We start from the raw sequence: 21,109 nt of genomic DNA, 5'->3' as shown, positions 1-21,109 counted from the left end.
GGTAAGGATCAGCCTCCCTGGACTGCGGTGAGCACCTCGACGCGGTCCCCGGCGCCGAGCGGGGTCGCCGGCCACTGGCTGCGCGGCACGACCTCCTCGTTGACGGCCGCAGCGACCCCACTGGAGGCGCTGGTCAGCGTCGCCACCAGGCGGTCGAGCGGCAGTCCTGCGGGGATCTCGCGGGGCTCGCCGTTCACGGAGACGGTCACGGGCGCCGGCCCGGAGGCGGTTTCGGGGGCCTGCTGCGGGGTCATGCGGTCTGCTCCTGGAGTGCGGCGCGCGGCGCCGGAGAGGGGGACGGGGCGGCCGTGGGCCCGAAGCGCAGCGGCGTGAAGGACCGCGCCTCCTCGGGCAGCTCACCGGTGGTCAGCGCGTGGGCCATGACGTCGCCGGTGACCGGGGTGAGCAGCACACCGTTGCGGAAGTGGCCGGTGGCCATCAGGAGGCCGGGCAGCGCGCTGGGCCCGAGAAGCGGTGCGTTGTCGGGGGACCCTGGGCGCAGCCCGGCGATCGTCTCGGTCAGGGGGAGCTCGGTGACGCCCGGCACCAGTTCGTGCGCGTCGCGCAGCAACTCGTAGACGCCGCCGGCGGTCACCGTGGTGTCCCAGCCCAGCTCCTCACTGGTGGCACCGACGACCATGTCACCGTTCTCCCGCGGCACCAGATAGAGCGGGCCGCCGCGCACCACGGCACGCACGGTGCGGGACAGGAACGGGCCGTAAGCCGCGGGGATCCGCAGCCGCAGGACCTGGCCCTTGACCGGCCGCACCGGCGGCCGCACGTGCTCCGGCACCCCGGCCAGCCGGCCGCTGAAGCTCCCCGCCGCCAGCACGACCTGCCCGGCCGGCAGCGGCGTGCCGTCCGCGAGCTCGACGCCGGTGGCCCGGCCGTCGGCGACCGTGAGCCGCCCGGCCCGCTCCCGTACGCACTCCACCCCGGCCCGCTCGCAGGCCGTCAGCAGGGCCGTGGCGAGCCGTCGCGGGTCGATCTGGTGGTCACCGTCGACCCGGAGCCCGCCGCGTACGCCCGGCGCGAGCATCGGTTCGAGCTTCCGGCACTCCCGGCCGGTCAGCCACTCCGAGTCCAGGCCGCAGCGGCGCTGGAGCGCGTGCAGCTCGCGCAGGTGGGCGCGGTCGTCGGCGTCCAGGGCGACGGCGAGCGTGCCGCACTGCCGGTACCCCAGGTCCTGGCCGCTCGCCTCGGCCAGCTCGGCGGCGAACGCCGGATAGCGCGCGGCGGAGTCGAGATTCAGCCCCAGGAGCGTTTCTTCGCCGTAATGCAGCTCGGTGACGGCGGCCAGCATGCCGGCCGCGACCCGTGCGGCGCCGCCGCCCGGCTCCGGGTCGACCACTGTCGTGCGCAGGCCCCGCTGAGTGGCCCGCCAGGCCGTCACGAGCCCCGTGAGACCGCCCCCGACGATCACCACGTCGGGGTGTCCGGCAGCCGTCCCCGCTGATGAATGCGCAGGTGGATGCATAGGTGTCCAGCCCCTCCCTTCGCCGGCATGACCCGGATCAGGTTCGTACGGTCGGAGGCCGCCGCAGCCTCCCTCTCAGCCCGGTGCGTCCGGGCTCCCGCGAGTACAAGTGCCGTCAGAGTAGTACGCGTGCCCGAGGCGCCGTAAGGGTGCTCTGCGCGGCCGGACCGTGACCCTGTGTCAGAGATCTCGTCGCGCGGTGCTCAGCCCCCGGAAGGGCCGCGTCCTAGAGTGATCGAGTGAGCCAGCAGAGCAAGTACTCGCGGACCCCCGACCGCTCGCGCCGCGTCGTCGTCGCCGGCGCGGGCATGGCGGGCGTGCAGACCGCCGTTGCCCTGCGCGAACAGGGCTGGCGCGGCACGATCACCCTGCTCGGCGCCGAACCGCACCGGCCCTACGACCGGCCGCCGCTCTCCAAGGCGGTGCTGCTCGGCAAGGCGGACGGCTCGGCCTTCGACGTCGACTTCGCCTCCCTCGGCATCGACCTGGAGCTCGGCCGGCGGGTCACCGGACTCGACGCCGACGCCCACGAGGTGCTGACGAACACCGGCCCGGTGCCGTACGACCGCCTGGTCGTCGCCACCGGCGCCGAGGCGGTCACCCTGCCCGGCAGCGAGGGCGTACCGGGCGTCCACGTACTGCGCACCCTGGACGACGCCGAGCGGCTGCGTCCGGTGCTCGCGGCGCAGAAGCGCGTCGTGGTGGTCGGCGCCGGCTGGATCGGCGCGGAGTTCGCCACCGCGGCCCGTGAGGCCGGGTGCGAGGTCACCGTCGTGGAGGCGGCGGACCGCCCGCTGGCCGGTGCGCTGCCCGAAGAGGTCGCCGCCCACATGGCCCGCTGGTACGCCGACGCGGGCGCCACGCTCCGTACCGGCACCCGGGTCGCCGCCGTCGAGGAGGGCGCTGTCCTGCTCGCCGACGGCACGTCGCTGCCCGCCGACGCCGTGGTGATCGGCATCGGCTCCCGGTGCGCCACGGACTGGCTGGCCGGCTCCGGTGTCGAGCTGTGCGAGGACCGCTCCGTACGGGCCGACGAGCGGCTGCGCGCCTCGGCGCCCGATGTGTACGCGGTCGGCGACTGCGCCTCCTTCCCGTCCGCGCGCTACGGGCGCCGCCTGCTGGTGCACCACTGGGACAACGCGCTCCAGGGACCGCGCACGGTCGCCGCGAACATCGCCCGGTGCGAGGCGGAGGGCACGGTGTACGACCCCGTGCCGTACTTCTGGTCGGAGCAGTTCGGCCGGTTCGTGCAGTGCGCCGGGTACAGCCCGGTCGCCGACGAGCTGATCTGGCGCGGTGACCCGCAGAGCGCGGCGTGGACGGCGCTGTGGCTCCGGGAGGGCGCGCTGGTGGCGCTGCTGGCCGTGGGGCGGCCCCGCGATCTGGCGCAGGGACGCAAGCTCATCGAACGCGGCGCCCTGCTCGACCGGACGCGCGCCGCCGACGCCTCGGTACCGCTGAAATCGGCTGTGCTGCCAGGGGCCTAGCGGTCGGCCGGCCGTCGGGTGTGGCCGGTGGTGAGCACTGATGGCGATGCCCGGCTACCGACTGTCAGTGGGGGATGGCACGCTTGGGGTGTGACCGAGATTGACGCAAAGATCGATGGACTGATTCCCGCCTGGCTCACCCTCCCCGACATCGCCGAGGCGTTCGGCGTCGAGGTGACGCGGGTCCGGCAGCTGGTCAAGGAGGGCCAGCTGATCGCGGTGCGCCGCGGTGAGAACAGGGCCCTGCATGTGCCGGCCGAGTTCATCAAGGACGGGAAGGTCGTCAAGGGCCTGGTGGGGACGCTGACGCTCCTCCGGGACGACGGCTTCACCGACGAAGAGATGCTGGAGTGGCTGTTCACCGCCGATGAGACCCTGCCGGGTACACCGGCGCAGGCGCTGCGCGAGAATCGCGGCACGGAGGTGAAGCGCCGGGCACAGGCGCTCGCCGTCTGACACACCCGTCACCACTGCCGTAACCGCAGGGCGTACGGGCCGGCAGGTCCGGTCCGTACGCCCGGACTGGGGGAACACCGATGAGCACCGCACGACAGGCGCTGTCCGACGCCCGGCTCTACCTCTGCACGGGGGCCCGCAAGGAGCAGGGCGATCTGCCGCAGTTCCTGGACGCCGTGCTCTCCTCGGGCGTGGACATCGTGCAGCTGCGCGACAAGGGCATGGAGGCCGGCGAGGAGCTGGCCCACCTGGAGGTCTTCGCCGACGCCTGCCGGCGGCACGGCAAGCTGCTCGCGGTCAACGACCGCGCGGACGTCGCGCACGCCATCGGCTCCGACGTGCTCCACCTCGGACAGGGCGACCTGCCGGTCCCCGCGGCGCGCGCCATCCTCGGCGACGACGTCCTGATAGGCCGGTCCACGCACGCCGAGGCGGAGGTGGACGCCGCCCTCACCGAGCCGGGCGTGGACTACTTCTGCACGGGCCCCTGCTGGCCCACCCCCACCAAGCCCGGACGGCACGCCCCCGGCCTGGATCTCGTGCGGTACGCCGCGGCGCAGGACCCCGCGCGCCCGTGGTTCGCGATCGGCGGCATCGACGCGGGCAATCTGGACGAGGTGCTGGCGGCCGGCGCCCGCCGGGTCGTGGTGGTCCGCGCGATCACCGAGGCAGCGGACCCGGGAGCGGCCGCCGCCGAGCTGGCGAAGCGGATCCGCACGTACGAGGCGTGACGCGGTCCCCCAGGGGCGGACGTGCTCCGCGCGGTGCGCAGATCCTGAGGAGTGACGTGCCCGCGCGGTGAGCAGTGGTCTGACGTGAAGTGTCCGACTGGTGAACAGGATCCCGGCAAACCAGGGCATAACGCCGGGTGTGGTTGGGGGCCTGCCAGGCCGGTGGTTAACCTGCCGGTATGGCCCTAGGTACCCCTTCCACCAGGACTGACCGCGCGCGCACGGTGCGCGAACTGCTCGCCTCGGGCAAGCGGTCCTATTCGTTCGAGTTCGCCGCCCCCAAGACCGAGAAGGGCGAGCGGACCCTGTGGAAGGCCATTCGCCGGATCGAGGCCGTCGCGCCGACCTTCGTGTCGGTGACGTACGGCGCCGGCGGCACCTCCCGTGAGGGCACCGTCCGCGCGACCGAGCGGATCGCCACGGACACCACGCTCACCCCGGTCGCCCACCTGACCGCGGTCAACCACTCCGTCGCCGACCTGCGGAACATCATCGGCCAGTACGCCGACGCCGGCATCCGCAACATGCTCGCGCTGCGCGGCGACCCGCCCGGCGACCCGATGGGCGAGTGGGTACGGCATCCCGAAGGCATCGCGTACGCCGCCGACCTGGTCCGCCTGATCAAGGAGTCCGGCGACTTCTGCGTGGGCGTCGCCGCCTTCCCCGAGATGCACCCCCGCTCCACCGACTGGGACACCGACATCCGGCACTTCGTGGACAAGTGCCGTGCGGGCGCCGACTTCGCGATCACCCAGATGTTCTTCTACCCGGAGGACTATCTGCGCCTTCGTGACCGGGTGGCCGCCGCCGGTTGCGAAACGCCGATCATCCCGGAGATCATGCCGGTCACGAACGTCCGGCAGATCGAGCGGTTCGCCCAGCTCAGCAATGCGGCATTCCCGCCCGAGCTGGCGGAACGCATCCTTGCCGTCAAGGACGATCCCGCGGCGGTACGCTCCATTGGCATCGAGTACGCCACGGAGCTGTGTGCACGCTTGACCGCCGAGGACATTCCCGGGTTGCACTTCATTACCCTGAACCACTCCACGGCGACGCTGGAAATCTACGAGAATCTGGGTCTGCACCAGCAGACCTGACCACGTGCCCGCAGCGGCGGAACAGGGGCGTACATGGGCTGGACGATCCTCTACATCGCGTTCGGCATCGTGGCGCTCTGGCTGCTGAGCGAGGTACTGCTCCAGTACAAGGCCCGGCTGCGCTGGCGACTGCTGGCCTTCTGCGGCTTCCTCGGCGTCGTCGTCGGCGTGGTCCTGCCGTCGATCGTGGTCATCGCGATCGGCGCGGCGGCCTTCGCCGTGGGCCAGACCTACGTCACGCTCTCCTTCCGCCGCGGCTTCACGATGGGCTGGGCGCTCGCCGCCGGCAGACCCAGGGTGAGCCGCCGCCGGCGCGGCGGCAGCCGGTCCGCCGGAGCGGCCGCCGAGGCTGCCGGGGCCACCGGGCCGGGGCCGGTCCCGGAGGACGTCGGCCACGGCCCGCAGGAGGGCGGAGCGGTCTACGGCCACGACGCCGACGACCACGCCGAGCAGGGCGGCTTCGGCGGTCCCGCGGGCTACGCGCCCGACGCGGCCGCGGCCCCCTACGCCGACGCCTACGACGCCCGCCCGGACGGCTACGCCGCCCCCTACGCCCCGGACGCCACCCAGGCCGCGCCGGTCTACGCCCCGGAGCCGATGCCCGACGAGACCGGCCAGTACGGCATATACAGCACCGACGCCCGGCCCGGTCAGCACCCGCAGGACCCGTACGGCGGCGGCTACTACGAGCCCGCCGCCGCCCACGACGGCTATGCCGATCCGTACGGCGGTCACGGGCACGGCGCCCCGGGGGGCTACGCCGATCCGTACGCGGGCCAGGACCCGTACGACCCCTACGCGCAGGGCGGCCCGTACGCGCCCGCCGACCCCTACGGCGGGCACGACCCGTACGGTCACGGCGGTCAGGTCCCGCCGCAGTACGGCGGGGGCTACGACGAGCAGTACTACGGCGCGGGCCCGGAGACCCCGCCCGGCGGCGTCTGGGTCCCCCAGCAGCGTGCGGGCGCCGGCGAACAGCCCCCGTACCAGCCCGGACACCAGCCCGAGCACCAGGGCTACGGCTACCCGCAGCAGGGGTACGACGAGCAGTACCGGTACTGAGGCCCTGCGTCATCGGGCCGTCACCGGGGGACGCTCCGAGCCCGGAGCGCCGTCCGGCCGGGCGAACGCACCGCCCCGCGCTACTGCGAGCCGCGCCAGTCGTCCCCGTTGACGACGAGACCCGCCACCAGCGCGCCGGACATGCCCGCATGGGCCAGGCCGCCGCCGGGGTGGGACCAGCCGCCGGCCGTGTACAGACCCGGTATCCGCGTGCGATTGCCCGGTACCAGGGCGCGGCCGTCCAGCCCGGCCAGCGCCGGGCCCGGCACCGCGCCGCCCGCCGCGCCCGTATCGGCGGCCGTGTCCGCCGGCGTCCGTATCTCGCGCCACAGGATCCGCTCCCGCAGCTCCGGCACCGCGGCGCCGGCCGCCGCGACCACCCGGTCCGCGAACGCCTCGGCCACGCCGTCAGCCGTCCAGTCGACGCCCCCGGCACCGCCCTCCGCATGCGCCGGGACCGTGACCGTCAGCGTCACCGCCTCATGGCCGTCATCGGGCCGCTGGGCCGGGTCGTCGGGGCGCAGCACCGTCACCGTCGGCGACTGCGGCAGGCCGCCGCCCCCGAAGACGGCCGTCAGCTCCGCCTCCCGGTCCGCCGCGTGCACGACCGTACGGTGCGCCGCGTCCGCCGGACGGCCGCCGCGCAGCGCCAGCAGCACGCTGAACCGCCCGCTCGGCGGCGCCGCCGGCGGCAGCACGTCACCTTCGCCGCGGACCTGTCCGGCGGTGTCGGCGGAGTCGCCGGTCAGCCCGGCCAGCGTCCACGGGTCGACGCCCGCGACCACCACGTCGGCGTCCTCGACCCGCCCGTCGGCCAGCTCGATCCCGGCCGCCCGGCCGTCCTTGCACACCAGCCGCCGCACCTCGGCACCGAAGGTGAACTCCACCTTGCGGGTCAGGCACCGCTCGTACAGCGCGGTGGCCAGCGCGCGCATCCCGCCGCCGACGTACCACGTACCGAAGGTCTGCTCCATGTACGGCAGGATCGTGGCGCTCGCGGGGGCGGTACGCGGGTCGAAGCCGTACGCCAGGGCGTGGCTCTCCAGCAGCGCGACCAGCCGGGGGTCCTTCAGCTCCAGGGCCGCGACCTCGGCGAGGGTGCGCGCCGGGCGCCGCTTGAGCAGGCCCTTGCGGCCCACGGCCGGATACGGCTCGCGCCCCAGCACCTGCCAGTCCGGCCACAGCGGCTCCTCCAGCAGCGGCCGCCTGGTCCGGTCCCAGGCCTCCCGCGCGCGGCCGAGCAGCTCGCTCCAGCGCTCGCCGGCACCCGCGCCCAGGGCGCGGTCCAGCGCCTCGGTGACCCCGGCCCGCGAGGCGTTGGGCAGGGCGGCGTCCGTGCCGTCGGGGAAGACATGGCGGCTCGCCGGGTCGACCTGCACCAGGTCCACGAGCTTCTCCAGGGGCTCGCGGCCGGTCTTGACGAACAGGTCGCGCTGCACGGCCGGGAGATGCAGCAGCCCGGGACCGGTGTCGAAGCCGAAACCTGCGCGCTCGAACCGCCGCAGCGAGCCGCCGTACGTCTCGCCGCGCTCCCACACCGCCACCCGGTGGCCCGCGACGGCCAGCCGGGCGGCGGCCGCCATCGCGCCCGTCCCGGCGCCGATCACCGCAATCCGTGCCATGTCCGTGACTTTATCGGCGACCACTGACAACGCCGCCGGGCGCCCTCCCGCGCCGGGCCGGAGCGGCCGGCCGGGAGCCGGGCCGGGTCCGGGTACGAAAAAAGCGCGCTGCCCTGGCGCGGATCGTTCCCCCTTCGACCCGACCAGGACAGCGCGTCCCCCGTGCTTCCCCCGTTCCTCCGGGTTACCCCGGAACCCCCGTGCTTCCCCCGTTGCCTCCGGGTTTCCCCGGAGCCCCCGTACTTCCCCCGTACTCCCCGGGTTTCCCCGGAGAACCCCGTGCTCCCCCGTGGAGCGTGGAGCCCCGTTCCCCCGTGGCTCCCCCGTGGAGCCCCGTTGTCCCCCGTGGCTCCCCCTGCCACGTCGGGGAGGCCGCACCGTTCCGCCGCCCCGTGTCGGCGGTGCCGGCGCCGGCTTCCCCTCCGTGGTCTCCACTTTCCCGTCCGCGCAGGTAGCGGCCCATCCGCGTACCTACTCATCTCGCCTCCTGAGTACGTGTACTCAGGGCTGGGTGCTCATCCTCAGGGGCGGCCCGGGGGCACCGCGGCGCCCGCGCCGCTCTCGCCCTGATGGCCGCTCACCCGCCCCTGCAGCAGCCGGGAGAGCGCCGCGTGCACGTCGTCGATCGACCGGTCCGGCTGGAAGGACTGCCAGTCCAGCGCCGCCACCAGCACCATCCCGAAGAGCGCCGAAGCGGTCAGCGGGACGTCGATCTCCTCGCTCAGCTCGCCGGCGGCCACCGCCTCCCGGATGACCCCGGCGACCACGGAGACGGCCCGTTCCCGCACCATCATCAGCGTGGTGTTCCACGTGCGGTTCGTGCGCCACAGCTCGGCCACGTAGAGCTGGGTGAGCGCCGGGTACTGCGAGATGAAGTACAGCCCCGCGTGGATCATCGCGTCCAGCGCGTCGACCCGTGACCCGCCGCGCTCCGCCACCTCGTCGGCGGCGTTCTGGAGCGAGGCGGCCAGCATCTCCACACCGTGCCGCAGCAGCTCTTCGAAGAGGACGTTCTTGCTGGCGAAGTTGTAGTAGACGGTGCCCTTCGCGACGCCCGCCCGCTCGGCGATCTCGTCCACCGTGGTGGAGGAGAAACCCTGTTCGGCGATGAGCGTCACCGCGGCCTCGAAGAGCTTGCGCCGGGTCGCCTCACGACGCGTGTTGGAGCTGTCCATGCAGGCGATTGTGCCCGTTGCCGGCGGCACCGCGGCGTCCGCCCTCACCGGACGTGACGCGGCGGTGACCCGCCGGGTCCCGGGCGCCGCCGCCCGGGACCCGGACGCCGCGGTGCGCGCGCTCACAGGCTGAGCTCCGGGTGCAGGTCCTTCATCCGCACGACCTGCCGGCCGCGCGCGGTCCACGTGGTGAGCGCGAGCGCGCCCACGGTGAAGACGGCCAGCACGACGCTGCCCTGCCACACGGGTGTCAGGTCACCGCCCGTGATGAGGCGGCGCAGGCCCCCGACGATGTACGTCATCGGCAGGTACGGGTGGAGCGCGTTGAAGAAGCCGGGGCTGGTCTGCACGGGATAGGTACCGCCCGCGGAGGTCAGCTGGAGCATCAGCAGCGCCAGGACCAGGATCCGGCCGGCCGCGCCGAACTGCGCGTTCAGCCACTGCACGATCGCCGAGAAGCAGGCCGTGGCCAGGACCAGGAACCCGATCGTGCCCGCCGCGTGCATCATCTCCAGGCCCAGCCCGAAGTGCAGCACGGACATCAGGGCCGCGATCTGCAGCACCCCGATGGCGAACACCGGGAGCCAGCCGGACACCGCGGTCCGCCAGGCACTCGCGCCGGCCGCCAGCGCACGCCGGTTCAGCGGCTGGATCAGCATGTAGGCGACCATCGCGCCGACCCACAGGGACAGCGGGATGAAGTACGGCGCGAAGCCGGTCCCGTAGTTGGGCGCCTTGTGGGCCGAGTCCGAGGCGAGCTGCACCGGATCGGACATCACGTTCGTCCGCGTGTCCCGCTGGTCCTTGTCGTAGTCCGGGATCTTCCCGACGCCGTCGTGCAGCCCGCCGGCCAGCTTCGAGGAGCCGTCGGACAGCTTGAACATGCCGCCGTTGAGGGTGTCGGCGCCGTTCTTCAGCTTGCCCACGCCCTCGTCCAGGTCGCCGGCCCCGGTCTGCAGCCTGCCCAGACCGTTGTCCAGGTCGGTGCCGCCTTTCTTGGCGGTGCCGGTCCCCTTGTGCAGGTCGCCCGCTCCGGTGGCCAGCTTGTCGGCACCGGTGGCCACCGTGTGCGCGCCCTTGTTGAGGGCGTTCACCTGCTTGACGGCGGTGTCCAGGTCCTGCCCGAGCGTCGGGCCGTGCTCGGCCAGCGTCTCGGCCAGCGTGTGCAGCTCGTCCAGGTTCTTGCTCAGCTCGGCGAGGTTCTTCTCGTTCTTGACCAGCCCGCTGACCTCCTCGGCCTTGTCGGCCGCGGCATCGGACCTGTCCCGCATGTCCTTGAGCGTCGTGCAGGACGGATCGCGGTCGGTCAGCGGCTTCTCGCAGCGCAGCGTGTAGAAGGTCGCGACCTGGTTCGCCAGCGCACGTGAGGCCGTGGCGCCGTCCGAGGCGGCCTTCGGGAGCTTGTCGAGGTTGTCCCGTACGGCCTGCGAACCGTCGGCCACCAGACGCGCGGCGTCGCCGATCTCCTTGCCGTGCGCGTGCACGAAGGGGCCCACCGCCTCGTTGGCCGCGTTCACCTTGTCGGCGAGCTTCTGGGTGCCCTCGGCCACCTGGCCCGCGCCCTTGGAGAGCTTGCCGGCGCCCGTGTCGAGCTTGCCGGCCCCGGTGTCCAGGTCCTTCAGACCGTTCGCCAGGTCGTGGCTGCCCTGCTTGGCGTCGTCGATCCCGTCGGACAGCCGGCCGCTGCCCTGCTTGGCGTCGTCCAGGCCGTCCTTCAGGTCACCGGTGCCCTTCTTGGCCTTCCCGATGCCGCCCTTCAGTTCGGAGGCGCCGTCGGCCGCCTCCTTGGTCTTGTCGTGCAGGTCGGAGAAGGACACGAAGATCTTGTCGAGGAAGCCGCGCGAGGACTTCGCGGAGGCCGCTGAGCGCACCTCGGAGAAGACCGAGCGGGAGATCTGCCCGACGATGTAGTTGTTCGCGTCGTTCGTCCGGACCTTCAGCTCGCTGGTCACCGGGTGGTCACCGGAGCTGGAGGCGATCCGCTTGCTGAAGTCGTCGGGGACGGTCAGCGACAGGTAGTACGCGCCGGACTCCAGCCCCTTGGACGCGTCGGCGGCGCTGACGGGGTGCCAGTCGAAGGTCTCGCTCTCCTTCAGCCCCTTGACCAGGTCGTCGCCGGCGTTGACCTGTTGGCCGTCGGCCGAGGCGCCCCGGTCGGAGTTGACCAGCGCAACCGGGATCTTGTCCAGGCGCGCGTACGGGTCCCAGAAGGACCACAGGTACAGCGCCCCGTAGAGCAGCGGCAGCAACAGCAGGGCCACCAGCGCCGCGCGCGGCAGCTTCCCCCTGCCGAACCGCTTCAGCTCAAGCGCGGCCAGCTTCGGCGAGCGCATCCGCCGCCCCCTCCTCGTTCTTCGTGTTCTTCCCGGTGCCCGCCGAGGGCTCCGGGTCCGGCACCGTCTCCGGCTCCTCCGGTCCGGCCGCCGGTGCTGCCGGCTCCTGTCCGTGCTGCGGCTTCTCCTGGTGGCGCGCGGTCGAGACCACGAGCGCGTCCTCGGGCGCCTGGCTGCACACCGCCAGCACCGTCGTGCCGGCCGCCGCCAGCCCGCGGAGCATCGCCCAGGCCCGCTCCCGCTCCTCGTCCGACAGCTTCATGTCGGTGTCGTCGACGGCCAGCAGCCGCGGCGAACCGATCAGCGCCAGCGCGACGGACAGCCGCAGCGCCTCCAGCCGCTCCAGGTCCCGTACGGACGTCCGTACGCCCTTGGGCAGCGTCTCCGGGTCGAGCCCGGCGGCCTCCAGCGCGGCGTCGATCCGGCCCCGGGCCTCGGCGCGGCGCTCGCGGCGCGGGCGCAGCAGCGCGCGTACCGGGCCGCCGAAGCGGCGCTGCAGCAGGGCGCGTTCGTGCAGGTGCTCGGCGACCGTGAAGGCCGGGTCGAGCTCGGAGACGCCGGGTACATGGGCGAGCGCCGTGACCGCCCGTACGGCGGCCATCTTCTTGGGCAGCGACAGTCCGCCCACCCTGGCCTTGCCCGCGGCGGTCTTCATACGTCCGGTGAGCGCGAGCAGCAGACACGTACGGCCCGAGCCGGACGGCCCCTCGATCGCGATCAGTGCGCCGGGCTCGGCCGTGATGTCGACGTCCTGGAACGCCCAGCCGCGAGGTCCCTTCACCCCGAGTCCCTGGGCCTTGACCGCCGCCCCGTGCGGGGTGCTGTCCACGTTCCCTCCCTCTTGAACTGACCAGTCAGTTTAAAAAGTATGCGCATGGGGCCGGTGTGCACGCAAGCTGACCCGGCCGCCTTTGGCGTGATCTGGGCCACCGGCGGGAAAGTGCAGGTCAGAGCGATTGTCAGTGGGGTGCCTCACGATGGTGTGTGCGGTTCCGAACCGTTATGCGACGACAGGAGGTTCGTCATGGCATCTCGTCCCACTGGGGCAGGTTCCGCTGCGTACGGTCCCCCGAGCGATGTCCATCCCGTTCTGCGCCGGACGGGCGCCCCGCCCGCCGCCCTCGATCTGCTCACCAAGGCCCAGCGCGGCCTGGACGAGGCCGCCTCCCTGGAAACCCCCAACGAGCGCTTCGCGACCGCTCACCTCGCCGCCCTGCGCGCCGCGGCCGCCGTCCTGGCCGTACGCGGCCGCCCCGAGCCCACCCTCCGTCGCCGGCAGCGCATCCGCAGCGCCTGGGAGGTGCTGCCCGAGGTCGCCCCCGAATTAGCGGAGTGGAGTGCCCTGTTCGCGGCAGGCGCCGAGCGCCGGGCCCGTGCGGAGGCCGGGATACCCGGCGCGGCCGGTCCCCGGGAGGCCGACGACCTCCTCCGTGCCGCCGCGCACTTCCTCCGCCTCGTCGAACGTCTGCTGGCCCTGCAGCCGCTCCTCCCGCCACCACGGACCCGCGCGGGGTGACGGCAGCTGGCGCGGCGGCCGGCGGCGGGAAGTGCGGCGGCCGCGGTGGTGGCCCGCCACGGAGGCCGTGAGGATCCCGTGCCCGGAAATCCGACGGCCGGCCGAAGGGCCCGGCGGCCGGCCGGCGGGCCGCGCCCGGGAATGTGCGGGGCGCCGCACCGCTCCGGTGACGAACGCTGGGAAATCGTGGCGCGCATTCCGCGCCCGGGGATTCCTCGTCCGCCGCCTTCCGCTCCCTCCCCGCTGCCGTCTTACGCCCGCTCTCCGCCCGCCCCTTCCGCATTTTCCGCATTCCACGGAGTTCCCGCCCGCCCTCGCCTTTCCCGTCCGACGGCGCTCCGCGCCCGCCTCCTTTCCCCGGCCGGGCGAAGGGAATTCCCTCCGGGGCGCCCCGGCCCGTTCCGGAACGCCGCCCGGAGAAGGACCGGAACGCCGTCCGCGGAGGGGGCCGGAACGCTTCTCAGGACTGAGGCCGGAACGCCTTCCGGGAGGGGTCGGAACGCCTTCCGCCGGCGGCCGGGAAGCATGCCGGGGGAGGCCGGGAGCGGTCTCCGGCGCGGTTCGGCCGTGCTCGGTCGTGGCGGAGGCGGCGCGACCCCATAGGGTGGGAGGCGCCTCATCAGTACATGTCCTCGCGAGGAGCCACCCGCCGTGTCTGACCCGCTGCGCCCACGCGCATCCCTTCGTACCGCCGTGGTCTGGGAGGTCCTGAAGGACGCCTTGGAGCACCGGGCCAAGGCCGCCGGGCGTGACGCCCTCGACGTCCTGGACACCGGCGGCGGCACCGGCAACTTCGCCGTGCCCGTCGCCCGGCTCGGCCACCGCGTCACCGTGGTCGACCCCAGCCCCAACGCCCTGTTCGCCCTGGAGCGCCGGGCGGCCGAGGAGGGCGTCGCCGACCGGGTGCGCGCCGTCCAGGGCGACGCGCACGGCCTCTTCGAGGTGGTCGAGCGCGGCGGCTACGACGCGGTGCTCTGCCATGGCGTCCTGGAGTACGTCGACGACCCGGCCGAAGGCGTCCGCAACGCCGTGGCGGCGCTGCGCCCCGCGGGCACGCTGAGCCTGCTCGCCGCCGGCCTGGGCGGCGCGGTGCTCGCCCGCGCCCTCGCCGGCCACTTCACGGAGGCGCAGCGCGCCCTGAGCGACCCCGCGGGCCGCTGGGGCGACGGCGACCCGGTGCCCCGCCGCTTCACCGCCGACCAGCTCACCGACCTGGTCACCGGTACCGGCCTGGCGGTAGGCGCGGTGCACGGCGTACGGGTCTTCGCCGACCTGGTCCCCGGCGTGCTCGTCGACACCGAGCCGGGTGCCATGGACGCCCTGCTCAAGCTGGAGACGGCCGCCGCCGAGCTGCCTGCTTTCCACTCCGTCGCCACCCAGCTGCACGTCCTCGCCGAGCGCGGCTGACGGCCCGCCGCCCCCGCGCCGGCCGGGCGCGCGCCGCGAGGCGGACACCGGTCGGCGGGTGCAGTCGGCCACAGGCCCCCCGATCAGCCGCTTCGCCCCGTATGATCGGAGGTACAACGTCCGGCATGGCGTGAGGGCGGTTGGGGAATGCACGGTGCATCACCACCGGCCACCATGGTGGCGCGGACAGTGAATTGGCGTAGAGGGGCGGGTTTCACGGGGGCGATTCCCTGCCTATCCTGAAAGGGTCGCACCCGGTCGCCCCCCGCGACCGACGAGTAGGAGGACTCCGTGCCGCTCTCGGAGCACGAGCAGCGCATGCTCGAGCAAATGGAGCGAGCGCTGTACGCCGAAGATCCCAAGTTCGCGACAGCGCTTGAGGGAAGCGGGCTGCGTACGTACACCCGGCGACGGGTCTACCAAGCGGTCGCGGGCTTCCTGGTAGGTATCGCGCTCCTCATGGCCGGAATGGTCGCCCAGCAGATCTGGATCAGCGTGGTGGGCTTCCTCGTGATGCTCGGCTGCGCGGTCCTGGCCGTCACCAGCTGGCGCAAGGCGCCCAAGCCGGGTGAGCAGCAGAGCGGAGCGGCTGCCGGCAGAGGCGGCGGGGGCGGACAGCCACGCCGTACGTCCCGGCAACGGCGCTCGATGATGGACCGGATCGAAGAGCGCTGGCAGCGCCGCAGGGACGAACAGGGCCACTGAGCGCGGCGCCTCCCGGCCCGCCGGGAGGCGCATACTTCCGCCGTACGCCGCCGTACGCCGCCGTCGCTCGTCGTCTCCGCAGGGTCCCGCAGTCTTCCGAACGGTGTGGGGCGCCCCGACTCCCGGGGCGCCCCACACCGTTTTCGTACGCCGGACCTGCCGGGCCCGTTCCGGCCGCACATGCCGGGGCCGCTCCGGCCAGGCAGGGCCGTGCAGGGCCGGGCGGCCCTGACCGGCCCGGTCGAAACCGGCCATTCGCTTCACCGCGCCGCGAGCGCTGCAAAGCGCTACGACGCCACCCGGCTGCTGGGTTGCCCGGCTGCCGGGCTGCCGGTCGGCGCCAGCTGCCGGCCCCGCTGGATTCACCGGTCAGGCCGGGCTCGCTGTGCCTGCCGGGCTCGCCGGACAGGCCGCGCGGCCGGATCCGCTGGACAGCCCCGCCGGGTGGGCCGAACCCGCCGCGCAGGCCGCGCCCCCGCCGCGCAGGCCGCGCCCCCGCCGCGCAGGCCGCCCCCGCCGACCGAAGGCGGCTGGCGACGGCGCCGCCGGGACGAGCTCTGGCTTTACCCGACGGGATGCGTTCCGGCTTCACCGTCGGGACCGCGATCAGGGCCGGGACCGGGCCGCGAGCGCCGAGACCGGGGTCCGGGCCCGGGGGCCGGGACCGCGGGGCCGAGACCGGGGTCCGGGAACCGGCGACCGGAGGCGCCGAGACCATGGCCGGTCCCGGCCCCGGCCCCCACCCCCGCTCCCGTCCCCGGCGGGCCGAAGACAGGAGCGTCGGGGGCTCGGGGGCCTCAGCGGGGCGCTGACCGTTCTGGTAGGGCCGTGCGGAGGCGGGTGAGGAGGGTGGAGAGGCGGGTGGAGGCGGCCCAGAGGAGGCGGACGGCCGAGGGCGGGGCCAGGAGGGCGCGCAGGCGCTGTCGTCGGGAGGCCGTCGTGCGGAGCCCGGAACGGACTCGCTGTACGTCTTCGGCCAGGCCCGGCGCGGCCTCGGGGTGCGGGGCGTAGAGCGCCTGCTCCACGGCGCCGGCCACCCGGTGGGCCGCCTCCGCCGCCGGTCCGGTCAGCTCGCCGACCCGTACGATCCGCTCGGCCGCCTTCCGTGGCGTCAGCGCGTCGTCCGGGACGATGCCGTAGTCCCAGCCCGAGTCCACCAGCTCCCGCCAGGGGCCGAGGACGCCGGCCCGGGGACCGGCAGCGCCTGCCGAGGGGCCGTCCGGCAGAAGGACGCCCGCGCCGTGCCGGGAGGACGGCCGCAGCGCGGCACCGGAGGCCCGAGACCCTGCCCGGCCCTCGGACAGGCGGCGGGCGCGGCTCCGGACGCGCCAGAGCAGCGGTACGGCAGGGACCAGCAGGACCAGCAGCACGGCGAGCGCGCCGCCCGCCACGGCTCCCGGCGCGGGCCCGTCATCGGCAGGGCCGCCCCCGGACGCCTGCGGCACCGAACCGCACTCGGCCACCCGGCGCTGGTCCGGCGAGCAGGTCCCGCCGTCCGCCGACGGCTCGGGCTCCGGTGCCGCGGTACGGCCCGGCAGCGGTTCGGCCCGGCCGGGGGCATCCTCGTCGGGGGCGTCGGCGGAGACCGTGTAGTCCGGCACGCTGCCCCGGCTCGGCGTCGGCTCGAACCGCGTCCAGCCGATGCCCTCGAAGTACAGCTCGGGCCAGGCGTGCGCGTCCCTCAGCCCGACGGAGTACGAGCCGTCGGCCCGCTTGCCGCCCGGGGTGAAGCCGACCGCCACCCGGGCGGGGATGCCCAGCGTGCGGGCCATCGCCGCCATCGAGAAGGCGAAGTGGACGCAGAAGCCCTCCTTCTGCTCCAGGAAGCGCGTGATCGCCTGGGTGCCGCTGCCCGCCCGGACCTCGGTGTTGTACGTGAACCCGCCGTTCAGCGCGAACCAGTCCTGCAGCCGGACGGCCTTGGCGTAGTCCGAACGGGCGCCCCGCGTCACCTGTTCGGCCGTCCGCTGGACCGCCGGGGGCAGCGAGCCGGGCACCTGGGTGTACTCACGCCGGAGGGCGGGGCGCGGCGGCGGCGCGTCGGCCAGCTGCCGGGCCGTCGGCCGCACGATGAGGCTCTCCACCTGATAGCGGACCCCGCGGGTGTTCTGGCCGCGGTCGCCCACCAGGGTGCGGCCCTCGGGCTCGAAGCGCCAGCGGCCCGGTATCTCGACCCGGGACGCGGGATAGGGCAGGGGCAGCCAGTTCTGGGCGTACCAGTCCGCGGTGGACACCGAGGTGTTCACGGCGGTGGTGTCCACGTCCCGCGCCAGGCCCGGCGGATCGGGCAGCCGGTCCGGTACGTCCAGGACCGTCCGCTGCGACGGCTTCCAGGCAGCGCCGTCGAACTGGTCGAGGGCGACGATCCGCAGATACAGGTCGCGGGTGTCGGGAGTGGTCGTGCGGTAGTTCAGGACCTCCCGGTCCTCGGGCTGGTTGAGGCTGTCCTGGAGGGACACCAGGGGGTTCACCGCGGAGATCGTGCCGCCGTCGGCCCCGGGGCGGTCCCGGCCGCTCATGTCCAGCAGCCCGCCGCTGAGCGAGGGCAGCGCGGCCGGCACGACCAGGGCGATGCCCAGGGCGAGCGCGCCGATCCTGCGGCCCGTACGGATCGGGGCGGGCACGGGACCGCCGGGCGGGGCCGGCCCGGTGCCCCCGGTGGAGTACGGGCGGCCGGCGGTCGTCGGGCCGCCGCCGAACACCCTGCCCCACCGGGACAGCCGGTCGCGCCCCTCGGCGAGCAGCAGGAAGAGATAGCCCGCTGCGGCGACCAGGAACCAGAGCCAGCCCGCGCCGCCCTTGGACAGTCCGGCGGCGACGGAGTACAGCGCGAGCAGCGGCAGTCCGGCGGGCGCCGCGCTGCGGTACGTCACGGCGAGCGCGTCCACGATCAGGCCGATGACCAGGACGCCGCCGACCAGCAGCAGCCGGATGCCGGTGGTGACCGGGGCCGGTATGGCGTACCGGCCGACGTCGGCCGTGCCCTCCTGGAGGAGCTGGCCGAACTCCCGGAAGGCGTCGGGGCCCGGCAGCAGGCCGCCGACGGCCTCCCCGCGCGCGAACAGCGGCGTGAGCACCAGCAGGCCGGCCAGGGCCTGGACGGCGATGGTCAGCGGGCGGGCCAGCGGGACCCGGCGGGCCAGCGTGCCGACCGTGGTCACCAGCCCGAGCAGGAACGCGGCCTGGAACATCCAGCCGATCGGCTCCACCAGCGGCAGCAACGCGCAGGCGGCGCTGAGCGTCGCCACCATCGCGCACACCGCGAGCCGTGCCCGGCCGCTCATCGCTCCACCCCCTTCCATCCGTCGGCTCCGGGAGAGCCACCGAGCCCGGTCGCCCCGGAGGGTGCGGTCCGCGGCGCCGTCCCCGGTGTGCGGGCGGGGTCGGCGAGGCGCCACAGGGCGGGCAGGGTGTCCTGCGGCGTCACCGGGAGGGCCGTCCAGCCGGCGTCGCCCAGCAGACGCAGCCGGTCGGCCATGGGGAGCGGCGCGGGCGCCGCGTCGGAACCGGCCGCCGGCACGCCGCTCCAGGCGCTGCCGTCCAGTACGAAGGCCACCGCGGACCCGCTGCGCCGGCGCATCCGGGCCGCCAGCGCGGTCTGCTCCTCGTCCAGGTCGCCGAGGAAGGCGATCAGCAGGCCTTCGTTGCCGCCGCGCAGCACGTCGTAGGCGCGGGACAGGCCGGCTTCGTCGGAGTGGTCGACGACCGCCAGGGTGTCCAGGAGCAGCCCCGCGGCGTCCGCGGACGCCGCGCCGCGGGAGAAGCCGCCCGCGCCTTCCGGGCCCGGCACGGAACTGCCGGTGTCGGTCAGCAGGCGTACCGAGAAGCCCCGCTCCAGCAGGTGCATCGCGACGGACGCGGCACCGGCGACCGCCCACTCGAACGGGGAGTCCGGGCCGGAGCCGTGATGGGCGGAGCTCCGCGTGTCCAGCAGGACCGTGCAGCGGGCCTGCTGGGGCTGTTCCTCGCGGCGGACCATCAGCTCGCCGTAGCGCGCGGTGGAGCGCCAGTGCACGCGGCGCAGGTCGTCACCGTGGCGGTACCCGCGCGGGATCACGTCGTCGTCGCCCGCCAGCGCGAGGGCCCGGTGCCGCCCGTCGCCGTACCCGGCGGCCTCACCGGCCAGCCGCACCGGAGGCAGCGGCTCGACCCGGGGGACCACCGTGAGGGTGTCGTACGCGCTGAAGGAGCGGGTCAGCTCGCACATGCCGAACGGGTCGGACAGCCGCAGCTGCAGCGGCCCGAGGGGATAGCGTCCGCGCAGGTCCGAGCGGACGCGGTAGGACAGCTCGCGGCGACCGCCCGCCTCGACGCGGTCCAGCACGAAGCGCGGGCGGGGCCCGAGGACGTACGGCACGTGGTCCTGGAGCATCAGGACACCGGTCGGCAGCCGGGAGACGTTCTCCATGCGCAGCCGGACCCGGGTCTCGGCGGCCGCGGGCACCCGGGCGGGGGAGAGGCTGCGGCTGCTCGCCACCCGGTAGCGGGTGCGGTGCAGTACGGCCACGCAGACGAGGGGGAGCGAGGACAGCAGCAGGCCGACCCGGAGCAGATCGGCCTGGCCCAGGACGTACGAGCACACCGCGGCGGCGATGCCGGCGGCGAGGAACGACCGGCCGCGCGTCGTCAGCCCGCCCAGCGCCGCCCGCAGCCCGCCGTCCGCCGGCAGGCCGGGAGCGCCGGAGCCCGCGCCGTCCGGTGCTTCGGCTTCCGCGTACCCGGGGCCGGACGCCGGCCCCTCGGTCCCCCCGCTCGCGCCCGGCATCAGTAACCCCGCGAGGCCGGGGGCCACTGCGCCGAGGGATCGGGGACCGGGGTGTGGTGCAGGATCTCCAGGACCACCTGCTCGGCGGAGCGGCGGTTCAGCTGGGCCTGGGCGGTGGGCAGCAGGCGGTGCGCGAGGACCGCGACGGCCAGTGACTGGAGGTCGTCCGGGAGGACGTACTCCCTGGCCGCGAGGGCGGCCGCGGCCTTGGCGGCCCGCAGCAGATGCAGCGACGCGCGCGGTGACGCGCCGAGCCGCAGGTCGGGGTGGTGGCGCGTGGCGGCGACCAGCTCGACGGCGTATCTGCGCACCGGGTCGGCGACATGGACCGACCGCACCGCCTCGACCAGCTTCACGATGTCGTGGGCGTGCGCGACCGGCTGGAGGTCGTCCAGGGGCGACGTGCCGCCGTGCACGTCCAGCATCTGCAGCTCGGCCTCGGGGCTGGGGTAACCGATCGACACCCGGGCCATGAAACGGTCCCGCTGCGCCTCGGGGAGGGGATAGGTGCCCTCCATCTCCAGCGGATTCTGGGTGGCGACCACCATGAAGGGGCTGGGCAGCGCATAGGTGCGGCCGTCCATCGTCACCTGGCGCTCCTCCATCGACTCCAGGAGCGCCGACTGGGTCTTGGGGGAGGCGCGGTTGATCTCGTCGCCGATGACGATCTGGGCGAAGACGGCGCCCGGCTTGAATTCGAAGTCGCCCTGCCGCTGGTCGAAGACGCTGACGCCGGTGATGTCCGAGGGCAGCAGGTCGGGGGTGAACTGGATGCGCCGCACCGAGCAGTCGACGGATCTGGCCAGCGCCTTGGCGAGCATGGTCTTGCCGACGCCCGGCACGTCCTCGATGAGGAGGTGGCCCTCGGCGAGCAGCACCGTCAGTGCGAGGCGCACGACCTCGGGCTTGCCCTCGATCACACCCTCCACCGACCGGCGGACACGCTCGGCTGTGGCGGTCAGATCTCCGAGGCTCGCTCGCTCGTCATAGGTCGTCACCCGGCCCTCCTCGGCCCTTACCCGCGCCTGCGTGAAGCGGGGCATCCCCTGTTTCCGGGCCGGTGCCTCTTTCCAGGTCCGGCCCGATCGGTGCGGCGCCGTCCCGGCCGGGCCGGAACAACGTCACCTACGCATTCTTGCCGCCCGCGCGGCTCCGCGTCATGGGCTGTGGATAACTCGGAACCGTCCGTACCGGGCACCGGGAGGGGCGGTGGCCGGAATGAACGTTCGCCGGCACGTCGACGACGTACCGGCGAACAGGGGAGCTCGCGGGGGCT

18 protein-coding genes and 1 riboswitch are annotated in these 21,109 nt (G+C 74.2%); of the genes, 9 read left to right on the top strand and 9 right to left on the bottom strand.

All coding sequences use genetic code 11. From position 1 onward, the window contains the following. Positions 1–8: 8 nt before the first annotated feature. Positions 9–254, bottom strand: a complete 246-nt coding sequence (gene thiS / locus AAC944_RS10975; protein WP_196943047.1) for a sulfur carrier protein ThiS — start codon at positions 252–254, stop codon at positions 9–11. Further along, on the bottom strand, positions 251–1,477 hold the full coding sequence (gene thiO, locus AAC944_RS10970; RefSeq protein ID WP_030616697.1) for a glycine oxidase ThiO: 1,227 nt from the start codon (positions 1,475–1,477) through the stop codon (positions 251–253). Before thiO ends, thiS begins: the two co-directional genes overlap by 4 nt. After that, positions 1,475–1,588: riboswitch (TPP riboswitch) on the bottom strand. Its footprint overlaps the gene before it by 3 nt. A gap of 197 nt (positions 1,589–1,785) precedes the next feature. Between thiO and AAC944_RS10965 the strand changes: the two genes are divergently transcribed. The 5 genes from AAC944_RS10965 to AAC944_RS10945 all read left to right on the top strand — a co-directional run bounded on the left by AAC944_RS10965 (position 1,786) and on the right by AAC944_RS10945 (position 6,310). Beyond that, the gene (locus AAC944_RS10965) at positions 1,786–2,964 is read left to right on the top strand and encodes an NAD(P)/FAD-dependent oxidoreductase (protein ID WP_051871900.1); all 1,179 of its coding nucleotides are present in this window, start codon (positions 1,786–1,788) and stop codon (positions 2,962–2,964) included. 90 nt (positions 2,965–3,054) lie between these two features. Next, positions 3,055–3,420, top strand: coding sequence for an Rv2175c family DNA-binding protein (locus AAC944_RS10960; protein ID WP_030616702.1), 366 nt, complete (start codon positions 3,055–3,057; stop codon positions 3,418–3,420). A gap of 80 nt (positions 3,421–3,500) precedes the next feature. Further along, positions 3,501–4,151, top strand: a complete 651-nt coding sequence (gene thiE / locus AAC944_RS10955) for a thiamine phosphate synthase (RefSeq protein WP_030616704.1) — start codon at positions 3,501–3,503, stop codon at positions 4,149–4,151. Positions 4,152–4,330: 179 nt separating this feature from the next. Beyond that, on the top strand, positions 4,331–5,248 hold the full coding sequence (gene metF, locus AAC944_RS10950; RefSeq protein ID WP_030616707.1) for a methylenetetrahydrofolate reductase [NAD(P)H]: 918 nt from the start codon (positions 4,331–4,333) through the stop codon (positions 5,246–5,248). Positions 5,249–5,281: 33 nt separating this feature from the next. After that, a complete protein-coding gene (locus tag AAC944_RS10945) occupies positions 5,282–6,310 on the top strand; it encodes a hypothetical protein (protein ID WP_030616709.1) in 1,029 nt (342 codons plus the stop codon). 80 nt (positions 6,311–6,390) lie between these two features. Here the strand turns inward: AAC944_RS10945 and AAC944_RS10940 are convergent, their stop codons facing one another. Further along, positions 6,391–7,932 carry a phytoene desaturase family protein gene (locus AAC944_RS10940; RefSeq protein WP_030616711.1) on the bottom strand — a complete coding sequence of 514 codons (1,542 nt, stop codon included), beginning with the start codon at positions 7,930–7,932 and terminating at the stop codon, positions 6,391–6,393. A gap of 521 nt (positions 7,933–8,453) precedes the next feature. Continuing rightward, positions 8,454–9,107 carry a TetR/AcrR family transcriptional regulator gene (locus tag AAC944_RS10935; protein ID WP_030616713.1) on the bottom strand — a complete coding sequence of 218 codons (654 nt, stop codon included), beginning with the start codon at positions 9,105–9,107 and terminating at the stop codon, positions 8,454–8,456. Between AAC944_RS10935 and AAC944_RS10930 the strand changes: the two genes are divergently transcribed. Further along, the gene (locus tag AAC944_RS10930) at positions 9,106–9,240 is read left to right on the top strand and encodes a hypothetical protein (protein ID WP_368397125.1); all 135 of its coding nucleotides are present in this window, start codon (positions 9,106–9,108) and stop codon (positions 9,238–9,240) included. The genes AAC944_RS10935 and AAC944_RS10930 overlap by 2 nt on opposite strands. Here the strand turns inward: AAC944_RS10930 and AAC944_RS10925 are convergent. Together AAC944_RS10925 and AAC944_RS10920 are read right to left on the bottom strand one after the other, a co-directional pair. Beyond that, positions 9,230–11,440, bottom strand: coding sequence for a YhgE/Pip family protein (locus tag AAC944_RS10925; protein WP_030616716.1), 2,211 nt, complete (start codon positions 11,438–11,440; stop codon positions 9,230–9,232). The two genes, AAC944_RS10930 and AAC944_RS10925, sit on opposite strands and share 11 nt — an antisense overlap. After that, a complete protein-coding gene (locus AAC944_RS10920) occupies positions 11,412–12,269 on the bottom strand; it encodes an ATP-binding cassette domain-containing protein (protein WP_030616719.1) in 858 nt (285 codons plus the stop codon). The genes AAC944_RS10925 and AAC944_RS10920 overlap by 29 nt, the downstream gene beginning before the upstream one ends. Positions 12,270–12,464: 195 nt before the next feature. Here AAC944_RS10920 and AAC944_RS10915 point away from each other — a divergent pair, with 195 nt between their 5' ends. The 3 genes from AAC944_RS10915 (at position 12,465) to AAC944_RS10905 (ending at position 15,068) form a co-directional block, all read left to right on the top strand. Next, positions 12,465–12,956: an SAV_6107 family HEPN domain-containing protein gene (locus AAC944_RS10915; protein ID WP_030616722.1), complete on the top strand. Its 492-nt coding sequence runs from the start codon at positions 12,465–12,467 to the stop codon at positions 12,954–12,956. Between the two features lie 651 nt (positions 12,957–13,607). Next, positions 13,608–14,363, top strand: a complete 756-nt coding sequence (locus tag AAC944_RS10910) for a methyltransferase (RefSeq protein ID WP_030616725.1) — start codon at positions 13,608–13,610, stop codon at positions 14,361–14,363. Between the two features lie 291 nt (positions 14,364–14,654). Next, positions 14,655–15,068 carry an SCO2097 family morphological protein gene (locus tag AAC944_RS10905; protein ID WP_030616729.1) on the top strand — a complete coding sequence of 138 codons (414 nt, stop codon included), beginning with the start codon at positions 14,655–14,657 and terminating at the stop codon, positions 15,066–15,068. Positions 15,069–15,865: 797 nt separating this feature from the next. Here the strand turns inward: AAC944_RS10905 and AAC944_RS10900 are convergent. The 3 genes from AAC944_RS10900 to AAC944_RS10890 are packed head-to-tail and all read right to left on the bottom strand — an operon-like array spanning position 15,866 to position 20,831. Then, positions 15,866–18,352 (bottom strand): transglutaminase TgpA family protein, encoded by a 2,487-nt coding sequence (locus AAC944_RS10900; protein WP_030616732.1) that lies wholly within the window; start codon positions 18,350–18,352, stop codon positions 15,866–15,868. Continuing rightward, positions 18,349–19,833, bottom strand: a complete 1,485-nt coding sequence (locus tag AAC944_RS10895) for a DUF58 domain-containing protein (RefSeq protein ID WP_078888647.1) — start codon at positions 19,831–19,833, stop codon at positions 18,349–18,351. Before AAC944_RS10895 ends, AAC944_RS10900 begins: the two co-directional genes overlap by 4 nt. Beyond that, positions 19,833–20,831 (bottom strand): AAA family ATPase, encoded by a 999-nt coding sequence (locus tag AAC944_RS10890; protein WP_030616736.1) that lies wholly within the window; start codon positions 20,829–20,831, stop codon positions 19,833–19,835. Before AAC944_RS10890 ends, AAC944_RS10895 begins: the two co-directional genes overlap by 1 nt. Positions 20,832–21,109 lie beyond the last annotated feature (278 nt).

This window comes from Streptomyces sclerotialus (assembly GCF_040907265.1).
Taxonomy (GTDB): domain Bacteria; phylum Actinomycetota; class Actinomycetes; order Streptomycetales; family Streptomycetaceae; genus Streptomyces; species Streptomyces sclerotialus.
Note: the sequence above shows the minus strand (reverse complement) of the source record. Positions and strands in the feature narration are given on the sequence as shown.

Excerpts from the sequence above, each read along its gene's own strand:
- AAC944_RS10945 (WP_030616709.1), top strand. The coding sequence starts at position 5,282 with ATGGGCTGGACGATCCTCTACATCGCGTTCGGCATCGTGGCGCTCTGG.
- metF (WP_030616707.1), top strand. The coding sequence starts at position 4,331 with ATGGCCCTAGGTACCCCTTCCACCAGGACTGACCGCGCGCGCACGGTG.
- thiS (WP_196943047.1), bottom strand. The coding sequence starts at position 254 with ATGACCCCGCAGCAGGCCCCCGAAACCGCCTCCGGGCCGGCGCCCGTG.
- thiO (WP_030616697.1), bottom strand. The coding sequence starts at position 1,477 with ATGCATCCACCTGCGCATTCATCAGCGGGGACGGCTGCCGGACACCCC.
- thiE (WP_030616704.1), top strand. The coding sequence starts at position 3,501 with ATGAGCACCGCACGACAGGCGCTGTCCGACGCCCGGCTCTACCTCTGC.
- AAC944_RS10940 (WP_030616711.1), bottom strand. The coding sequence starts at position 7,932 with ATGGCACGGATTGCGGTGATCGGCGCCGGGACGGGCGCGATGGCGGCC.
- AAC944_RS10895 (WP_078888647.1), bottom strand. The coding sequence starts at position 19,833 with ATGCCGGGCGCGAGCGGGGGGACCGAGGGGCCGGCGTCCGGCCCCGGG.
- AAC944_RS10935 (WP_030616713.1), bottom strand. The coding sequence starts at position 9,107 with ATGGACAGCTCCAACACGCGTCGTGAGGCGACCCGGCGCAAGCTCTTC.
- AAC944_RS10925 (WP_030616716.1), bottom strand. The coding sequence starts at position 11,440 with ATGCGCTCGCCGAAGCTGGCCGCGCTTGAGCTGAAGCGGTTCGGCAGG.
- AAC944_RS10915 (WP_030616722.1), top strand. The coding sequence starts at position 12,465 with ATGGCATCTCGTCCCACTGGGGCAGGTTCCGCTGCGTACGGTCCCCCG.
- AAC944_RS10930 (WP_368397125.1), top strand. The coding sequence starts at position 9,106 with ATGCAGGCGATTGTGCCCGTTGCCGGCGGCACCGCGGCGTCCGCCCTC.
- AAC944_RS10900 (WP_030616732.1), bottom strand. The coding sequence starts at position 18,352 with ATGAGCGGCCGGGCACGGCTCGCGGTGTGCGCGATGGTGGCGACGCTC.
- AAC944_RS10965 (WP_051871900.1), top strand. The coding sequence starts at position 1,786 with ATGGCGGGCGTGCAGACCGCCGTTGCCCTGCGCGAACAGGGCTGGCGC.